General features: G+C 37.5%; 17 protein-coding genes. 11 read left to right on the top strand and 6 right to left on the bottom strand.

Annotated features, from left to right (window positions below; translation table 11 throughout):
• The 4 genes from ytxJ to AAC026_RS05820 all read left to right on the top strand — a co-directional run bounded on the left by ytxJ (position 1) and on the right by AAC026_RS05820 (position 3,322).
• Positions 1–369, top strand: a complete 369-nt coding sequence (gene ytxJ, locus AAC026_RS05835; protein ID WP_339695804.1) for a bacillithiol system redox-active protein YtxJ — start codon at positions 1–3, stop codon at positions 367–369.
• Between the two features lie 126 nt (positions 370–495).
• A complete protein-coding gene (locus AAC026_RS05830) occupies positions 496–1,362 on the top strand; it encodes a sce7726 family protein (protein ID WP_339695801.1) in 867 nt (288 codons plus the stop codon).
• Positions 1,363–1,368: 6 nt separating this feature from the next.
• Positions 1,369–2,304, top strand: a complete 936-nt coding sequence (locus AAC026_RS05825; RefSeq protein ID WP_339695798.1) for a sce7725 family protein — start codon at positions 1,369–1,371, stop codon at positions 2,302–2,304.
• A gap of 109 nt (positions 2,305–2,413) precedes the next feature.
• Positions 2,414–3,322, top strand: coding sequence for an RES family NAD+ phosphorylase (locus tag AAC026_RS05820; RefSeq protein WP_339695795.1), 909 nt, complete (start codon positions 2,414–2,416; stop codon positions 3,320–3,322).
• A gap of 19 nt (positions 3,323–3,341) precedes the next feature.
• On the opposite strand, the gene AAC026_RS05815 is transcribed toward AAC026_RS05820, so the two are convergent.
• Positions 3,342–5,720, bottom strand: coding sequence for an endonuclease MutS2 (locus tag AAC026_RS05815; RefSeq protein ID WP_339608055.1), 2,379 nt, complete (start codon positions 5,718–5,720; stop codon positions 3,342–3,344).
• Between the two features lie 20 nt (positions 5,721–5,740).
• Positions 5,741–6,085, bottom strand: coding sequence for a DUF4296 domain-containing protein (locus AAC026_RS05810; RefSeq protein WP_339695792.1), 345 nt, complete (start codon positions 6,083–6,085; stop codon positions 5,741–5,743).
• Between the two features lie 151 nt (positions 6,086–6,236).
• Between AAC026_RS05810 and AAC026_RS05805 the strand changes: the two genes are divergently transcribed.
• The 4 genes from AAC026_RS05805 to AAC026_RS05790 all read left to right on the top strand — a co-directional run bounded on the left by AAC026_RS05805 (position 6,237) and on the right by AAC026_RS05790 (position 9,690).
• On the top strand, positions 6,237–7,115 hold the full coding sequence (locus AAC026_RS05805) for a DUF58 domain-containing protein (protein ID WP_339608057.1): 879 nt from the start codon (positions 6,237–6,239) through the stop codon (positions 7,113–7,115).
• Positions 7,108–8,007: a hypothetical protein gene (locus tag AAC026_RS05800; protein ID WP_339608058.1), complete on the top strand. Its 900-nt coding sequence runs from the start codon at positions 7,108–7,110 to the stop codon at positions 8,005–8,007. The genes AAC026_RS05805 and AAC026_RS05800 overlap by 8 nt, the downstream gene beginning before the upstream one ends.
• Positions 8,000–9,049, top strand: a complete 1,050-nt coding sequence (locus tag AAC026_RS05795; protein WP_339608059.1) for a VWA domain-containing protein — start codon at positions 8,000–8,002, stop codon at positions 9,047–9,049. The genes AAC026_RS05800 and AAC026_RS05795 overlap by 8 nt, the downstream gene beginning before the upstream one ends.
• Positions 9,050–9,195: 146 nt before the next feature.
• Positions 9,196–9,690 (top strand): hypothetical protein, encoded by a 495-nt coding sequence (locus AAC026_RS05790; RefSeq protein WP_339695789.1) that lies wholly within the window; start codon positions 9,196–9,198, stop codon positions 9,688–9,690.
• On the opposite strand, the gene AAC026_RS05785 is transcribed toward AAC026_RS05790, so the two are convergent.
• From AAC026_RS05785 to AAC026_RS05775, 3 genes are read right to left on the bottom strand one after another with little or no spacing between them, the layout of a single operon-like run.
• The gene (locus AAC026_RS05785; RefSeq protein WP_339695786.1) at positions 9,687–10,283 is read right to left on the bottom strand and encodes a hypothetical protein; all 597 of its coding nucleotides are present in this window, start codon (positions 10,281–10,283) and stop codon (positions 9,687–9,689) included. The genes AAC026_RS05790 and AAC026_RS05785 overlap by 4 nt on opposite strands.
• Before the next feature lie 2 nt (positions 10,284–10,285).
• Entirely contained in the window at positions 10,286–10,924 is a 639-nt protein-coding gene (locus AAC026_RS05780) for a LysE family translocator (protein ID WP_339695783.1), read from the bottom strand.
• Positions 10,924–12,477 (bottom strand): GH3 auxin-responsive promoter family protein, encoded by a 1,554-nt coding sequence (locus tag AAC026_RS05775; protein WP_339695780.1) that lies wholly within the window; start codon positions 12,475–12,477, stop codon positions 10,924–10,926. The genes AAC026_RS05780 and AAC026_RS05775 overlap by 1 nt, the downstream gene beginning before the upstream one ends.
• Before the next feature lie 116 nt (positions 12,478–12,593).
• On the opposite strand from AAC026_RS05775, the gene AAC026_RS05770 reads away from it, so the two are divergent.
• From AAC026_RS05770 to AAC026_RS05760, 3 genes are read left to right on the top strand one after another with little or no spacing between them, the layout of a single operon-like run.
• A complete protein-coding gene (locus tag AAC026_RS05770) occupies positions 12,594–13,271 on the top strand; it encodes a YggS family pyridoxal phosphate-dependent enzyme (RefSeq protein WP_339695777.1) in 678 nt (225 codons plus the stop codon).
• Positions 13,271–13,648, top strand: coding sequence for a DUF423 domain-containing protein (locus AAC026_RS05765; RefSeq protein ID WP_339695774.1), 378 nt, complete (start codon positions 13,271–13,273; stop codon positions 13,646–13,648). Before AAC026_RS05770 ends, AAC026_RS05765 begins: the two co-directional genes overlap by 1 nt.
• A complete protein-coding gene (locus tag AAC026_RS05760; protein WP_339695771.1) occupies positions 13,645–14,031 on the top strand; it encodes a hypothetical protein in 387 nt (128 codons plus the stop codon). The genes AAC026_RS05765 and AAC026_RS05760 overlap by 4 nt, the downstream gene beginning before the upstream one ends.
• Here AAC026_RS05760 and AAC026_RS05755 read toward each other — a convergent pair.
• The gene (locus AAC026_RS05755) at positions 14,020–15,138 is read right to left on the bottom strand and encodes an ATP-binding protein (RefSeq protein WP_339695768.1); all 1,119 of its coding nucleotides are present in this window, start codon (positions 15,136–15,138) and stop codon (positions 14,020–14,022) included. The two genes, AAC026_RS05760 and AAC026_RS05755, sit on opposite strands and share 12 nt — an antisense overlap.
• Between the last annotated feature and the right edge of the window lie 59 nt (positions 15,139–15,197).

Genomic DNA, 15,197 nt, shown 5'->3' with positions numbered 1-15,197 from the left:
ATGTTTTGGAATAAAAAGAAGGAAGACACTGTTGAAGTGCCATGGAATAGATTGGAGCGTTTAGATCAGCTTTCTGAAATCATTGAAGAGAGCAAAAACCAAACGGTTGTGATTTATAAACATAGTACCCGATGCAGCATCAGCAGCATGGCGCTGAACCGTTTGGAACGTAACTGGACAGCAGAAGGTAACCAATTGAAAATCTATTATTTAAATCTAATTCAGTTTAGAGAAGTTTCTAATGCTGTGGCCGAACAATTTGGTGTGCAACATGAATCCCCACAAGCCATTGTAATTAAAAACGGTAAGGCTGTTCACCATAGTTCGCATATGTCGATTGACTATGATGCGATGTTGAAGTTGATTTAGGATCATACTATCCGTTTGAAATTTAATCATAGCATTTGAAAACCAAAATAGCTAGATTTAGATTGATACGATAACTTAATTGTTACCTGAACACCTTAAACAACCTCTACCCCCTAACTTATTTAGATGTCTAGAAGTATTTCATATAGCCAAAATCAACTTCGGGATTATTCGACCTTATTTTCGCCAACTGAAGCCAAGTCATGGTTAGCAAATGACTTCTCTAATATTAACTATAAGATTGATAGATATGACAAGAGTTGGAGGGGTATTAATAAAAATACGTATCTGGGTTACCTCAAGTACATCTACAATATCTTAGAGGCTAATTACCAAAACGAATATGTTTTTAAAAATAACCTATTGACCGAATGGTTATTTTCCGAAATAGATCAAAAAGATGTTAAAGTCTTCAATGAGTTTAGAGTAGGTAATGCCATAGCAGATCTTGTAGTGTTTAATGGGATTTCCAAGGCATATGAAGTAAAGACTGAATACGACTCCGATAATCGCTTAACTGGGCAACTTCATAATTACAAAAAAGCCTTTAATCAAATCTTTTTAATCATACCTGAGTCGAAACTATCTATATATGAAAAGTATGGTGAGGAAATCGGTTTGATAACCTTCAATGCTAATGGGAGTCAGAAGTTTACTCTATATCGCGATGCAACAACAAACTATGAAGTAGATTCAACAACCATCATGAATATTCTTCACACAAAAGAGTACAAAAAAATTACCGAATTGCACTATGGTAAATTACCAGAAATCACTAGCTTTAATCAATTTGATAGATGTAAGGAGCTTATCGATAAAATTCAAAACGATCAATTAAATAAATACTTCATCGATCAAATGAAAAAAAGAGGCCTAGAAAACGCAATTTCAAGCCGCTATTATAGGGAGTTCAATCAACTAAGCCTAGCTCTCAAATTGAATAATACAGAACGAAAGAACATGATAGAAAAGCTCAAATCACAACTAAATTAACTCTTTATGTACTACCCATTTTTAAGGGCTAGACAGTTTGAATTGATTGCCCTGAGAGAACTGGCCAACGAGGGAATCACCCAAGGCTATACAACTCCAATATTAGAACCTATAAAAGAAGGGTTCAACAACCTAAACCTAGCTTATAGGGTATTTCAAGAGCATGATCAACAGGCTTACCTAATTGTTAACCCCTTAAATGGAGAACAGAAAGGTGACACCCAATACTATTCAGAATACCTCTTTAAATTAAACCGTAAAACATTCAAACCGGCTTTTCATTTCCGCAATAATACACAATATATCCTTGACATTATAACAGAGTTCAATCAGAATGACTGCATGATAATTTGTCAAAACGACATAGATTCAGATGATCCAAGTTTTAAAAAGTTAGTAACCTCACCTAATATATCCATAATAACTATTGAAGATCCAGGGAAAAATCGAACGCTTGATAGATACATTAAAGGTCTCAATAAGACATATGTTCGATTTGATGATTTATTTGAGAAACAAGTTAGAAATAGTGACTTCTTAGGAATTCAAGAACACAGGTTTTCAGAAGAGCATCTATATTTCAAAGATGATGGCTATAGTGGTTTTTCAGACTACACTGTACTCCCTAGCGAATATAGTGATGGCGGAAGTACCCCGAGGGCGGTTGTTATTCATTTAACATATATAAATGAACAACATCAGGTTTGGATTAGGCACTTTACTTCTGACAGCAATGATTCCATAGCCAATGTTCAAGGTAAATTTGCTGAAGCAGCAGAAAAGGCTGTGAATTATTGCAGGGCAAATAAATTAACCAACTCCGCAATAAAAGAACTCGAGGATTATTATGATCTGCAACATTACCCTGGCTTAGGCACTGTAAAGAAGTTATCTTTAAAAAATCACCTTATAATTATCAGTGAATATTTAAAGACTAAATAGAAATATGTACGTCTGCTCAAACTGCTTCGCTGACAATGAGGTGAAAGGCCTTATTTTATCATCTCAAACTATAGGCGAATGTCATATTTGTAACTCAAAAAAAGTCCCATTGTTAGACATCGCTGAATTGCAGGACTTTTTTCAAGAGTTAATTGACAACTTTAAACCAAGTAATGACGGTAGACTCCTTAAATCAATTATCCAAGCTGACTGGCATTTTTTTTCGTCTTATGATGTAGCAACCAAGATTCTAAACGAAATGCTCCCCATTATCTCTACGGATATACCGAGTTCTACAAGTTTGGTTAATTATACTGATGAAATTCTTGAAAACATCAATTACTGGGAAGAGTTGAAGGAAGAATTAAAGTTATCGAGAAGATTTCTTTCTAATATTGAAAAATTAGAAGAGTTAGGGTGGGACGGTTTTTTCAATGCTCAATTTGAATTAGAAATGGAATATAAGCTCTACAGAGCAAGAGTACATCATGAAAGCGGCCTCCCTGCTTATACCTTTGATAAAATGAAATGCCCCAAACCATCAATTGCTCGAGGAGGAAGAGCAAATCCAATTGGAATACCATACCTATATCTTAGTGATAACCCTAATACAGTAATATATGAAGTAAGAGCATCTTATTTAGATGAAATTAGTATTGCGACCTTTCAATTGAAAAGTAATAACACGTCTGTTAAAATTGTTGACTTCACAGGGCATTCTTCTCTTTTTCGACCCACATTAGTTAACAATACAATTAAAGCAAAGCTGCTAAGAGAAAAAATAAGTCGTGACCTTTCGAAACCAATGAGAAGGTATGATACTGAGGTGGAGTATATACCAACTCAATTCATATGTGAGTATGTTAAGGTGATAACGGGAGCAAATGGCATCAGATTTAATAGTTCTTTACATCCCGAAGGAAAGAACATAGTAATATTTGATCAAGAGTTGGTTGAGTGTAAAGAGGTTGTTTTGAAAAAAATAGATAGCCTTAAAATGACAACCATAGATATTTAACATACTAATCAACCAATGACTACCTCATTGTAACTACAGTAATCCCTGCGCCTCCACGGTCTACATGTTCGTCTTTCATTTGAGCAATTTCTTTGTAAGACGAGAGGTGAGTTCGTACGATTTGCCTTAAAACACCATTACCTTTTCCATGTAAAATATGAAGTTCGTTAAAGCCGAGCAGAATGGCTTCGTCCATATATTGTTCAAGCTTGGGAATCACTTCTTCGGCACGATAACCACGGATATCTAGCTTCTGAGAGAAATTGGCCATTTTATCGTTGAGGGAAACACCACCTTTAACTGAAAGTGAATTGGCTTTTTCACGGGTTTCTTTGCGGGTAATTTTCTCTAAACGATTCAGTTTTACCATGGAAGTTAATGCCCCAATGCTCAATTCTACATCCTTGCCTTTGATCGAAATTACTTTCCCTGTAGTTTCTTGCCCCTTAATACGGACATAACTACCGACTTCAATGGCACCAGACTCGATTTGAACTACTTCTTTTTCTTGCGAAGTGATTTTAGTTTTCTTCTTGGCTGCCTCTAAACTTTCGCGGGCTTGCTTTACCCTTTCTTTATCTGCTTGGGCTTCTTTGATTTCGCGAATCACACGCTCCACTTCCTTATTAGCGCTATCTAATAGCACTTTGGCTTCGCGCTTCGCATTGTTTAGAATTTTCTTCTCTTGGTTCTCAAGGTGAGATTTTAGTTCGGCATATTGGTTGGTCAATTCATCCAATTCTTTCTCCTTGGCCTTTACTCTTTTCTCAGCCTTTTCAACTTCGTATTGTTGACTTTCTAGCTGGCCTAGAAGCTGATCTACAGAAACCTGCTTCACCCCTACTTTTGATTTCGCGTATTCTATGGTCTGATTTGAAAGACCAATTTTTCGAGCAATCTCTAAGGCGAAAGAACTCCCAGGCTTCCCAATTTCTAGTTGATAAATAGGTTGAAGGTTCTTTAAATCATACTTCATCGCTCCGTTTACCAAGCCCTGTTGCTTGTCGGCATATTCCTTTAGGTTGCCATAGTGAGTAGTAATTACGCCCATGCCTTTTGAGCTGCGGAGTTCATCTAAAATGGCTTCGGCAATAGCACCACCAAACTGTGGTTCGGTACCTGTTCCAAATTCATCAATCAAAAACAAGCTGCCTTTATTTACATGCCCCAAAAGGTTCTTCATGTTCACCAAGTGCGAACTGTATGTACTCAAGTCGTTTTCAATAGACTGTTCATCACCAATATCAATAAAGAGGTCTTTGTAAATGGTAAAGCGTGAGGTTTCATTTACCGAAACTAGTAAACCACATTGGAACATATACTGCAATAAACCAACGGTTTTCAGGCAAACACTCTTCCCTCCTGCATTTGGGCCAGAAATGACCAAAATTCGTTTTTCAGCATCGAGCGAAATATTGAGCGGCACTACTTTCTTTCCCAGTTTTTTAAAAGAAAGATAAAGCGAAGGATGCCGAGCTTCATTCCATTCAAAGCCTTTGTTCTCGTTCCAAATAGGCTTTATGGCATCAATATCAATCCCAAAACGAGCTTTAGCTCGAATAAAATCGATGATACCCAAGAACTTCATGATTCCTGAAAGGTTCTCTAACTCAGGACGCACCTCATCGGTGAGTGCTGTTAAAATTCGAATGACTTCGCGCTTTTCTGCGTATTGCAATTCCCGTACTTCATTGTTGATTTCGAGCACTTCGCTAGGCTCTAAATAAACCGTTTGTCCCGTGGCAGATTCGCCATGCACAAAACCACGCACTCTTCTTTTGTATTCCGCCAAAACTGGAATTACCATTCGGCCTTCTCGTATGGTAATGGACACATCATCTGGTGTGAAACCATCTTTTTGCGCTCGTCTTAAAATGCCATCAAGTACTTTTCTAAGCCTTTGCTGTTCGGTATAAATTCCTTTTCTAATCTCTCCCAATAAAGCAGAAGCATTATCCTTTAGCTTTCCGCGTTCGTCAAATTTTCTATCGATGGACCAAAGCAATTCATCATTCCAAAGCAGGGGGTGTGTAAGCTGAGTCAGTTCAGGGTAATCATCTCGTTTTTGGCTAAAAAAGTCTAAGCATTGGTCGGCAGTTTTAAAAACCAGCAACAAATCGAAAAACTCTTCTTCAGAAAGGAATGAGTTTTCTATATGTACCTTTTTTAGGTGCGAAGAAACATCGATATAGTTTGCGTTAGGGAAAAGCTCGCCACTTTGGATAATTCTAGTAAACTCATGAGTTTGTTCTAACCACTTATCTATAGAATTGCGATCTGTTGAATATTTTATTTTTGAAACGAACTGGGCACCTAAGTTGCTCTCACATTTTTCAAGCAACATTGTCCTGATCTTATCAAAACCTAGTTTTTCTTCTAAATTCGGGGGGTAAAGCATTCAGTAATGGGGTATTGTTCTTATCTGTCGTTGGTAACTCTTTCTTTCATAATATTGAGGCTATCAAGAACGGTAGAGAATACTTCACCCCCTAATTCTGGATTAAGCAAATAGTATTGATAGCTACTTTTATAAGCAACAGTATCTATTGAATGTTTCTCGAAAATCCTCTTTTCCAGCACCTTAAATACTTTCTCAGCAGAATCTTGAGGAAGCAACAAGTGGGTGACTTGTCCTTCTGCAACTCTGATATCAATCATCACTTTGACCATCTCTTCTTTGGTCAATAATCCTTCGGGTACCTCTTCGTTACTACCGCAGGTAAAAAACAAGCAGCTAACCGCCAACAAAAAAAGCTTTTTCACACTCAATCCTCAATTTTATTTTCAACTTCGGTTTTCAAACGATTTTAACAAAGGTAACGTATTCTGAACTGTACCAGAGTACCCGTTAACCAAATTTAAGATTGTTGACGCTGAATAAAACCGATTTAATTCTATTTTTGGCCTTTTAGATATGGAGCACATAATTTCCAAGCTTAGGAAGTACGAAATACAAATTAGAAAAGCCATCAACTCTCGGATGCAAGGGGATTTCCATTCCATTTTCAAGGGTTCGGGAATGGAGTTTGACGGAGTGCGCGAATACCACTATGGCGATGATGTAAGGAATATAGACTGGAACAGTTCGGCCAAAGGGCATGGCACTTTTGTAAAAACCTTTAAAGAAGAGAAAGAACAAACCGTTTTCTTCTTGCTCGATGTTAGTGGTTCTCAGGAAATAGGAAACCCAGGTGCTCAAAAAGTAGACATTGGGAAAGAGATTGCAGCGGTCTTGACACTTTCGGCTGTGAAAGAGCAAAACCGCGTAGGCTTAATTTGTTTTTCAGATCAAAAAGAAAAGTTTGTTAAGTCTGGAAAAGGCGCAAAACATGGTTATGCCATTATACATGAGCTCTATTCTTTAAAGCCGAAATCTGGCAAGACTAACCTGAGCAAGGCAATTGCTTTGGCGCTTGAGGCCATTACCAAAAAAAGTGTAGTGGTTATGATTTCAGACTTTATTGATAACGACTACGAAAAGAACCTTCGGACTATCGCTAATAAGCACGACCTTGTGGTGATTCATTTGAAAGACGATAGAGAAACGAATTTGCCAAACTTGGGCATTGTTCCCGTTTATGACAAAGAGAGCAGACAGACGGTTTGGGTAAACACGTCATCGAAGGATTTCAGAAAAAAACTTGAAAAACGATACTCCACCAACAAAGATGACTTAGAGAAATTTTGCAGAAAACATCAGATCAACTATGTTGAAATCAATACCAAGGATTATTACATTCCTCAGCTCATCAAACTTTTCAAACTGCGAAATAAATCAATGAAACGTGATTAAGATCGTTAAACTTACCATTCTAGCCGCCTTAATTTTTACTGGAAGCCAGGCATTACACGCTCAGGAAACAAAACCCGTTGGTTTTTTTCTTAAAGACAGTGTAAAAATTGGTGAGTCGGTTCCATTCATATTTAGTTACAAAGACAAAAAGAACAGGTCAGTCATTTTCCCTGATTCGCTTTATAATTTTGCTCCGTTTGAACTAGTAAGTAAAGAGTATTTCAATACTCAATCGGACGACACAAACAGTATTGACAGTGCTGTATATTACCTTACTACATTTGAAATTGATACGGTTCAAAGACTTTCCCTACCTGTATTCTTAATTACAGAAAGTGATAGTATCCCAAATTTCAGTTTGATGGATTCCATTATTCTAGATCAGGTAGTTACCCAAATGCCTGATAGTGTAAACATGGAAGAGAACTCTTATTACAGGCCTGTATCTCTTGAGTTCAACTATCCATATTTCATTATCGCGCTAATCGTATTGGGCATTCTAGCCATCATTGTGTTGGTAGTTTGGGGTAAGGACATCAGGAAAAAAATTAGACTGTACAGATTGAAAAAAGGCCTTGAGAAATTCAAAACTGGTTTCGATCAGCAAATTGATGCTTTGGGCAATGACACTACAAAAGCGAATATTGAAAAGACATTAAAGTATTGGAAGAGCTATATGGAAGGTTTAGAGAATCTGCCATTTACTAAGCTAACCACTAAGGAAATTGTGTTGCTAATGCAAAGTTCTAGCTTGGAAGAAACGCTCAAATCCATAGATAAAAACATATACAGTAGGGCCACTGTTTCTGCCTTACAAAACGATTTTGAGTTTTTGAAAGACTATACTCAAGACCGCTATAATCACATTTCAGAAGTAATTAAAAATGCTTGACGAATCGAAATACAGTTGGCTTTCAATAGAGTGGTTTACCCCTGAGGGTTTCAAATCCTTTGATTGGGCGTTTGAGATTTTTCTCTATGCACTGCCGTTAATTCTGATATTATTTCTTTTAAAGTGGCTTATTGGCACTAAAGTAAAGCAAAAGCTAGCCGTAGCCCTTCCTAAACAAGACATTGAAAAAAGTTGGACAAGCTATTTAAGAATCATTCCTAACTTATTAATAGCACTGGCATTGGCCATGTTTATTATTGCTTTAGCAAGGCCGCAGCGCACTAACGAACAAGTAGAGCAATGGACAGAAGGTATTGACATCATGTTAATCATTGATATTTCTGAATCCATGCAGATTGAGGACTTTAAGCCCAACCGACTTGAAGCGGCAAAACAGACTGCTCGTGATTTCATCAATGGTCGCTTTCAAGATAGAATTGGCCTCGTGATTTTTTCTGGCGATGCCTATTCGCTTTCTCCTTTAACTACGGATTACGAACTTCTAGGCAATTTTATTGATACCGAAATAGACTTTGATAAAATTGAAAATAGAGGCACTGCTATTGGTAGTGCAATAGCTACTGGAACCAACAGAATGACTGAATCATCGACAGCTTCTAAGGTGATGATTTTATTGAGTGATGGAGACAACACTGCTGGAAATATAGACCCAATTACGGCTGCTGAATTGGCTGCTGCCTACGGTATAAAAATCTATACTATTGGAATTGGTAAGGATGGAAAAGTACCTTACGGAAAAGACTTCTTTGGAAGACCAAACTATATTGAAAACACACTAGACGAAACTACGCTAAGGAAGATTGCCGAAATTGGCGATGGCCAGTTTTATCGTGCTTCTGATAACGCAGCACTTCAAAATGTTTTTGGCTTAATCGATCAATATGAGAAAGCTGAAATAAAAGAAACCCGCTATAAAAACACTACAGACTTCTATCCTATTTATGCCAAATGGGGTTTGGTTTTCTTTATACTCTTTATGCTTTCAAAAAGCACTTTTGTGAGTAACGTGTTGGAGGATTAATATCCTAAACTTCTTTAGAAAGGAACACTGATCGTTTCTCTATTTAAACTTACAATCCACTGATACAATACTTAACTAGTATTGTATAGTTTATCTGAATGCCTTAGATTATGATGAATATGAAGTGCATTTCACATAAGTATATAATGTTCGTATTGATAGCCATTTTCTTTGTTGCAGAAAAAACTCTTGATGCTCAATCTAGTATTTCAGGAAATTACAGAAGTTATTTCGGAGAAAAATTAGAATTAAGATCTGACTCGACTTTTATATATAATTGGACGTTCGACTTAGCTTCAAGTTGGTCAATAGGTGAATGGTATAAAAGCGATAACTTCATATTCCTAAAAGTCACTCCAGTTTATGACACATTAAGGGTGTCAGATGGAAGATTAAACAGGGAGTTGGATAGTTTTGTACTGTCAGCTGACCAAAGTTCGGGTGTAATTACAATTGAAGATTTTGTTTCAAGTCAATTATCTTCTGGAGGTCAATTGACCGATATCAGGTTTGATAAATTATTCAGGAGAAACAATAAGCTTTTTAAAGTACAAGAAAATGGCCGTTTATCAAGAAAGAGAGTAAGACCTATCTTCGGCCGAAAAAAACGCCCTACATATTTCTTTAGAGTTAAAGACTAAAACCTAAAAGCAAGACTAACCCCGTCAGCATTTACGCTTACTGTTTCCAGTATTTTATTCAAGCTTTCGCTCTTGGATTGTAGCAAGCCATACATTACTACATCAAAAGCTAAGAGAAATCCTCCTTGCAGGATTAAAGACTTACCGTAGCCATTCAACAGGTCTTGTTTGTTCTGTCGTGTTTTGGCCATTTCTTTCATTAAGAAACCACCCGTAATATAGGCTACATCTAGCCCAGCATTGATCAAAAGCACTTTACCCATTTGGTGATAATCGCCAATGGATTCCGCTAAACTGATTGAGCTTGGGTCGGTAATTAGGGAGTTGCGTAAACTAGGAACGGCCAGCGCTAAATTGACTACATTCCAATAGATGTTCATCCTATAAAAATGGCCTTGCTCTTTAGAACTTGGGTTTCTTAGTAAAGCCGCATTCGTGGCAAAATTCCCAACAGCCCAACTTCCCAAAACAATCATCCCCACTTTATTCAATTCCAGCCGGTTGGCATTGAATGCTGTCAGGTCAGATGACTGACCAAGCGCCTGAAAGGTGATGAAAACTAAAAACAAGGTAAGAATGAGTGATTTTTTCATGGCTACGCAAAGAGGTCTATTCCAAAACCTTCGAGCAAGAAATTAAGCAAACGAAGGGCAAAAAAGATCAAAGCTACTCCTACAGTACGGTTCATGATTCTCATAAAACGAGCCGTTACAATTTCTCTAAGCTTAGTAGCGAAATGCGATTTTAGTACATCTACGATAAACACGGTGCCTACTAAAGCAATAAAGAAACCCAGTGCCTGATTTGATGTGTATTCAAAATCAAGGGATACTTTGCTCACTATCCCAATCCAAAAAAACAAGACGAATGGATTTACTCCATTCAGAAAAAAACCTTTTAGCACCTGTTTAAAGCAATCTTTACCTCCATTCACTTTGGTTGGAGCCAACTTTTTTGGTACTGATTTGAATAAATAGAATATTCCAAAAGTGAGCATAATCACTCCGCCTACACCACCCAACCACATTTTAAAGGACTCATTCTCTACGAGTTTTGATACTCCAAAATATGTGATTACAATATAGAATACATCGCTTAAGGCTACTCCAATCGCCATAAAAAAGCCAGACCAAAAACCCTTCTCAATGCTATTTTGGATGAGTGCAAAAAAGACAGGCCCTATAAGCACACAGAGTAAAAGCCCGAATAAAATACCATTTAAAATATGATGCATCAGGACTTTCGGGGTTGATTCGCAATAAATTCAACCCAGCTATGAAGGTGATCTCCTTTAAGCACTCGCGGAAACTTAGACTGACCTCCTTCTTTTCCTTCTGAGCGCATCCAATCATAAAAAACAGATGTTGGAATAACTTCTAAAGTGACATTTTTCAGGGCATGCTTTCGCTCTACCGCATAATCATCATTCACCACTTTAAGGTGCGTATCAATTAGCTTACATAGCTCCTCACTATCCACCTGATCATCCGTACCTACATACCATTTGTGAGAAAACAATGTGCCGTCAGGAGCGCCCGTTACAGTAAACTCTTTTACGCTAATATTCAATTCTTCGGCAGCCAGCTCAATGGCATGATTCATATTATCAACAGAAAGATGTTCGCCACAAAGACTCAAGAAGTGTTTTGTACGACCTGTAATTATAATCTCTGAATTTCTCTTATCAATAAACTTAACGGTATCTCCAATTTGATAGCGCCAAGCACCAGCGCATGTCGAAATTAGCAATGCATACTCCTTCCCTTCCTCTACATCATCAATCATTACCGTTTCTGGGTGATCAACAAGGACACCATCAGGGCTGAAATTCCTATCATTAAAAGGTACAAACTCATAGAAAATACCATTATTGAGCACAAGTCTCATCGATTTTTTCTTTGGCTCAGACTGGAAGGCCAAGAATCCTTCAGAGGCCAAATAAGTTTCTATATAATGAACTGGCTTTCCTAACAATTTTTCGAAACCCTTCTTATAAGGTTCAAAAGACACTCCTCCATGCACAAAAGCCTGAAGGTTTGGCCATATCTCGTGAATATCCTTTACATGGTACCTTTCAATAATTCTTTCTAAAAGAATTTGCATCCATGCTGGAACACCTACAATCATCCCGATATTCCATTTTGGAGCCGACTCCACAATTTCGTCCAGCTTAGCTGCCCAGTCTTTGTTCTTTTTAATCTTCGGGGTTGGGCGCGAAAATCCTTGAACCCAAAGCGGAAGTTGTCCCGTGGTTATCCCACTCAAATCACCATAATAGTAGTTACCAGAGAAATTGAGAGAAGTACTCCCTCCCAACATGAGCATACCAGACTGAAAGAATTTATCGGGCAAATCGTATTTAGAAAGCGTATAAATGTGTCGAGTTCCAGTTCTTCTGATTTGGCGGATCATATCCTTTGTTACTGGAATATATTTTGAGGCTGCGCCCGAAGTACCGGAGCTCAAAGCAAAAAACTTGGTTTTTCCCGGCCAGCAAACATCCTCTTCTCCTTCTCTTATTTTATGCCACCAATCCGCATTTATTTTTTCATAATCGCATACTGGTACATTGGCCTTAAACTTATCCAGAAAATCGTGTCCACCATGATTTCTGAAAGACTCAAGTACACTTACAAAATCATATTCTCTACCAAATTGCGTGTTTCTTGCGCTAATAAGCAGTTTCGACAATTCCTTTTTTTGAAGCTCATAGGGCGATGTATAATCCTGTTCAAGTGTTTCCCTAAGCTTTATTCCTTTTTTAAGTATAGTCCCTAATATGGCCATTCAATTCATTTTCATATGGTCAGTAAGCCTTCTTCCAAGCGAATTTATTCTAACTTTGGCGTCTACTGAGAGTTTCAAATATAAACAAAAGTACTACTGAAAATAAGGCGACTCAAATGAGTGTAGAAAACAACATAAAAAAATACCTCGAGATTTTAAAACCATTCGGTGCTCAATTGATTGCCGTAAGTAAGACTAAGCCCAAGGAAGATTTGTTACAAGCTTATGAAACTGGGCAGCGTGCTTTTGGCGAAAACAAAGTTCAAGAACTTACAGAAAAAGCCGAAGTACTACCGAAAGATATTGAGTGGCACATGATTGGCCACCTCCAAAGAAACAAAGTAAAGTATATTGCTCCTTTTGTTCACCTTATTCATGCAGTGGATAGTGATCGACTTTTAAAAGAAATAGATAAGCAAGCAGAGAAAAATGAGCGCATTATCCCTTGTTTACTGCAAGTGTTTATTGCTAAGGAAGAAAGTAAATTTGGTTTTTCAGAAGAAGAATTACTTGACTTCTTAAACTCTGAAGACTTTAAAGATTTAAAGCACATCAAAGCTGTTGGGCTGATGGGCATGGCCACCAATACAGAGGATATGCAAAGGGTGAAGAATGAATTTACTGGTCTGAAAGCACTTTTCGATCAAATCAAAAACGAAATTCATTCCAGAAATTTAGAAATGAAGGAAGTATCAATGGGTATGACTAATGATTATCAAGTGGCTTGCGAAGCAGGGAGCACCATGGTGAGAATTGGTTCTGCTATTTTTGGAGGAAGAAACTATAATCAATAATGAGCGCAAAAACTGTTTTAATTTTAGCCGGAATATTTGGAATGTTATCCGTAGCCATTGGCGCATTTGGTGCGCATGGCTTGGAAAGCACATTAACCGCCAACAACCGAATGGACACTTTTGAAACTGGAGTGAAATACCAGTTCTACCATACTTTAGCGCTCTTTCTTTTGGGCATGCTCATGATCAACTACCAAAGCAATTTCTTTGGTTATGCTGCCATTTGCTTTGTTGCTGGAATATTCATTTTTAGCGGTTCGCTCTATACCTTATCATTGACCAATGTTACATGGTTGGGCGCCATCACTCCAATTGGAGGTTTGGGCTTTATTATGGGTTGGTTGTTTTTGGTTTTAGGGGTGAAGAATAGCTTATGAGCACATTAAAGTATAGGTCTGCATTTACTAAGGCAATTAAACGAATCAAGAAAGCGAACCCTGACTATCCTATTATTGCCTGGATGGATAAAATGATAAAAAGTGGTAAGTTTTTAGACTACTATGATGCTCAAGACAAGATTGGGTTTGAATTGGGTATTCGATTTGGAGTTGAGCCTTATGATGTTAGAGAAACGGTTGTTTGGAAAGCCTACCTTCTAGATAGTTCTGCGAATCCTTCGGGTGAAATGAAAGAAATTCATTACCATAGAGAGTATAAATCCGAAGCCAAGGCATATGAATATGTCGCTAAGCAGCACCTATATGAACTCAACAATGTTGACAATATTGTTGAGAAATTTAATTCAAGATCAATGCGATAAAAAAGGCCTAAAATTATCCCTGCTCAACCTAGAGATACTACTGTTATAAGTCTCTGTGAATTTTGGAATTGAGCTTATTTTAGCCTTTGGGTTCCACTTTATTTCATAGCCATTAACATCACCGTTAAGCTCTTCAACATAATCTACTTCTTGCTTTTGTTTTGTTCGCCAGAAGTACGAATGCGCTGTAGGCTGAAAGTACCTGTTTAGTTTTATTCTTTCTGTAATTAGAAAATTCTCCCACAAAGCACCAACGTCATTTCGATTATCAAGATTTTTAAAATCACCGATGATCATATTCCGAATTCCATTATCGTAGAAGTACACCTTGCGGTTCATCTTAATCTCATTGCGAAGGTTCTTACTAAAAGAAGGTAAACGATAAATAACAAATCCTTTTTCAAGGACATCCATGTATGAATTCACCGTATTCTTATCAATACCCAAAAGGTTTGCTAATTCATTGTAGCTAAATTCATTGCCAATTTGAAAAGCCAAAGCACGTAATAGGCGTTCCAAAACCTCAGGCTTCTTTATACCGCCAAAAGCAAGAAGATCTCTGTACAAATAACTATTAACAAGCTCTTTAAGCACTTCAACCTCCTCTCCTGAGTTATTAATAACATCAGGATACATGCCATAAATCAGTCTCAATGGTAATTGTTGTTCAGATTTAAGGTAGCCAATATGCCCTTCTAGTTCGCTCCACGAAATTGGGAACAATTCATATTCCCACTTCCTTCCCGTAAGAGGTTCGTGCAGTTCGTTGTTAAGTTCAAATGCGGAAGACCCACTCACAAATAATTGATGTGGTTTAATTTGATCAATTATAATCTTAAGCTTCAAGCCTATTTCTTGAACTCGCTGTGCCTCATCAATGAAAATGAATTTATGCGTGCCAATTAAGCTTTTGAGCTCTTCAGTACCCGCAGTAGAAATAATATTTCTCACAGTTGGATCGTCACAATCCAAGAAAAGAAAGTCTTCACCATTTAAAACCTGGTTAATTAGTGTAGTCTTCCCTACTTGCCTTGGACCAATTAAAACAATGGCTTTTCCTCGTCCTATTTTACCTCTAATTTTCTCCTCTAGTGCACGCTTAATCATAGTAATATCACTGAAGCCAAGTCAAATATAATGACTTTTGGTGAATCAATTCACCAAAA

It is taken from the genome of uncultured Roseivirga sp. (assembly GCF_963973945.1).
GTDB lineage: Bacteria > Bacteroidota > Bacteroidia > Cytophagales > Cyclobacteriaceae > Roseivirga.
This window is presented reverse-complemented; position numbering and strand designations above follow the sequence as displayed.

Excerpts from the sequence above, each read along its gene's own strand:
- ytxJ (WP_339695804.1), top strand. The coding sequence starts at position 1 with ATGTTTTGGAATAAAAAGAAGGAAGACACTGTTGAAGTGCCATGGAAT.
- AAC026_RS05830 (WP_339695801.1), top strand. The coding sequence starts at position 496 with ATGTCTAGAAGTATTTCATATAGCCAAAATCAACTTCGGGATTATTCG.
- AAC026_RS05825 (WP_339695798.1), top strand. The coding sequence starts at position 1,369 with ATGTACTACCCATTTTTAAGGGCTAGACAGTTTGAATTGATTGCCCTG.
- AAC026_RS05815 (WP_339608055.1), bottom strand. The coding sequence starts at position 5,720 with ATGCTTTACCCCCCGAATTTAGAAGAAAAACTAGGTTTTGATAAGATC.
- AAC026_RS05805 (WP_339608057.1), top strand. The coding sequence starts at position 6,237 with ATGGAGCACATAATTTCCAAGCTTAGGAAGTACGAAATACAAATTAGA.
- AAC026_RS05795 (WP_339608059.1), top strand. The coding sequence starts at position 8,000 with ATGCTTGACGAATCGAAATACAGTTGGCTTTCAATAGAGTGGTTTACC.
- AAC026_RS05790 (WP_339695789.1), top strand. The coding sequence starts at position 9,196 with ATGTTCGTATTGATAGCCATTTTCTTTGTTGCAGAAAAAACTCTTGAT.
- AAC026_RS05785 (WP_339695786.1), bottom strand. The coding sequence starts at position 10,283 with ATGAAAAAATCACTCATTCTTACCTTGTTTTTAGTTTTCATCACCTTT.
- AAC026_RS05780 (WP_339695783.1), bottom strand. The coding sequence starts at position 10,924 with ATGCATCATATTTTAAATGGTATTTTATTCGGGCTTTTACTCTGTGTG.
- AAC026_RS05775 (WP_339695780.1), bottom strand. The coding sequence starts at position 12,477 with ATGGCCATATTAGGGACTATACTTAAAAAAGGAATAAAGCTTAGGGAA.
- AAC026_RS05770 (WP_339695777.1), top strand. The coding sequence starts at position 12,594 with ATGAGTGTAGAAAACAACATAAAAAAATACCTCGAGATTTTAAAACCA.
- AAC026_RS05765 (WP_339695774.1), top strand. The coding sequence starts at position 13,271 with ATGAGCGCAAAAACTGTTTTAATTTTAGCCGGAATATTTGGAATGTTA.
- AAC026_RS05760 (WP_339695771.1), top strand. The coding sequence starts at position 13,645 with ATGAGCACATTAAAGTATAGGTCTGCATTTACTAAGGCAATTAAACGA.
- AAC026_RS05755 (WP_339695768.1), bottom strand. The coding sequence starts at position 15,138 with ATGATTAAGCGTGCACTAGAGGAGAAAATTAGAGGTAAAATAGGACGA.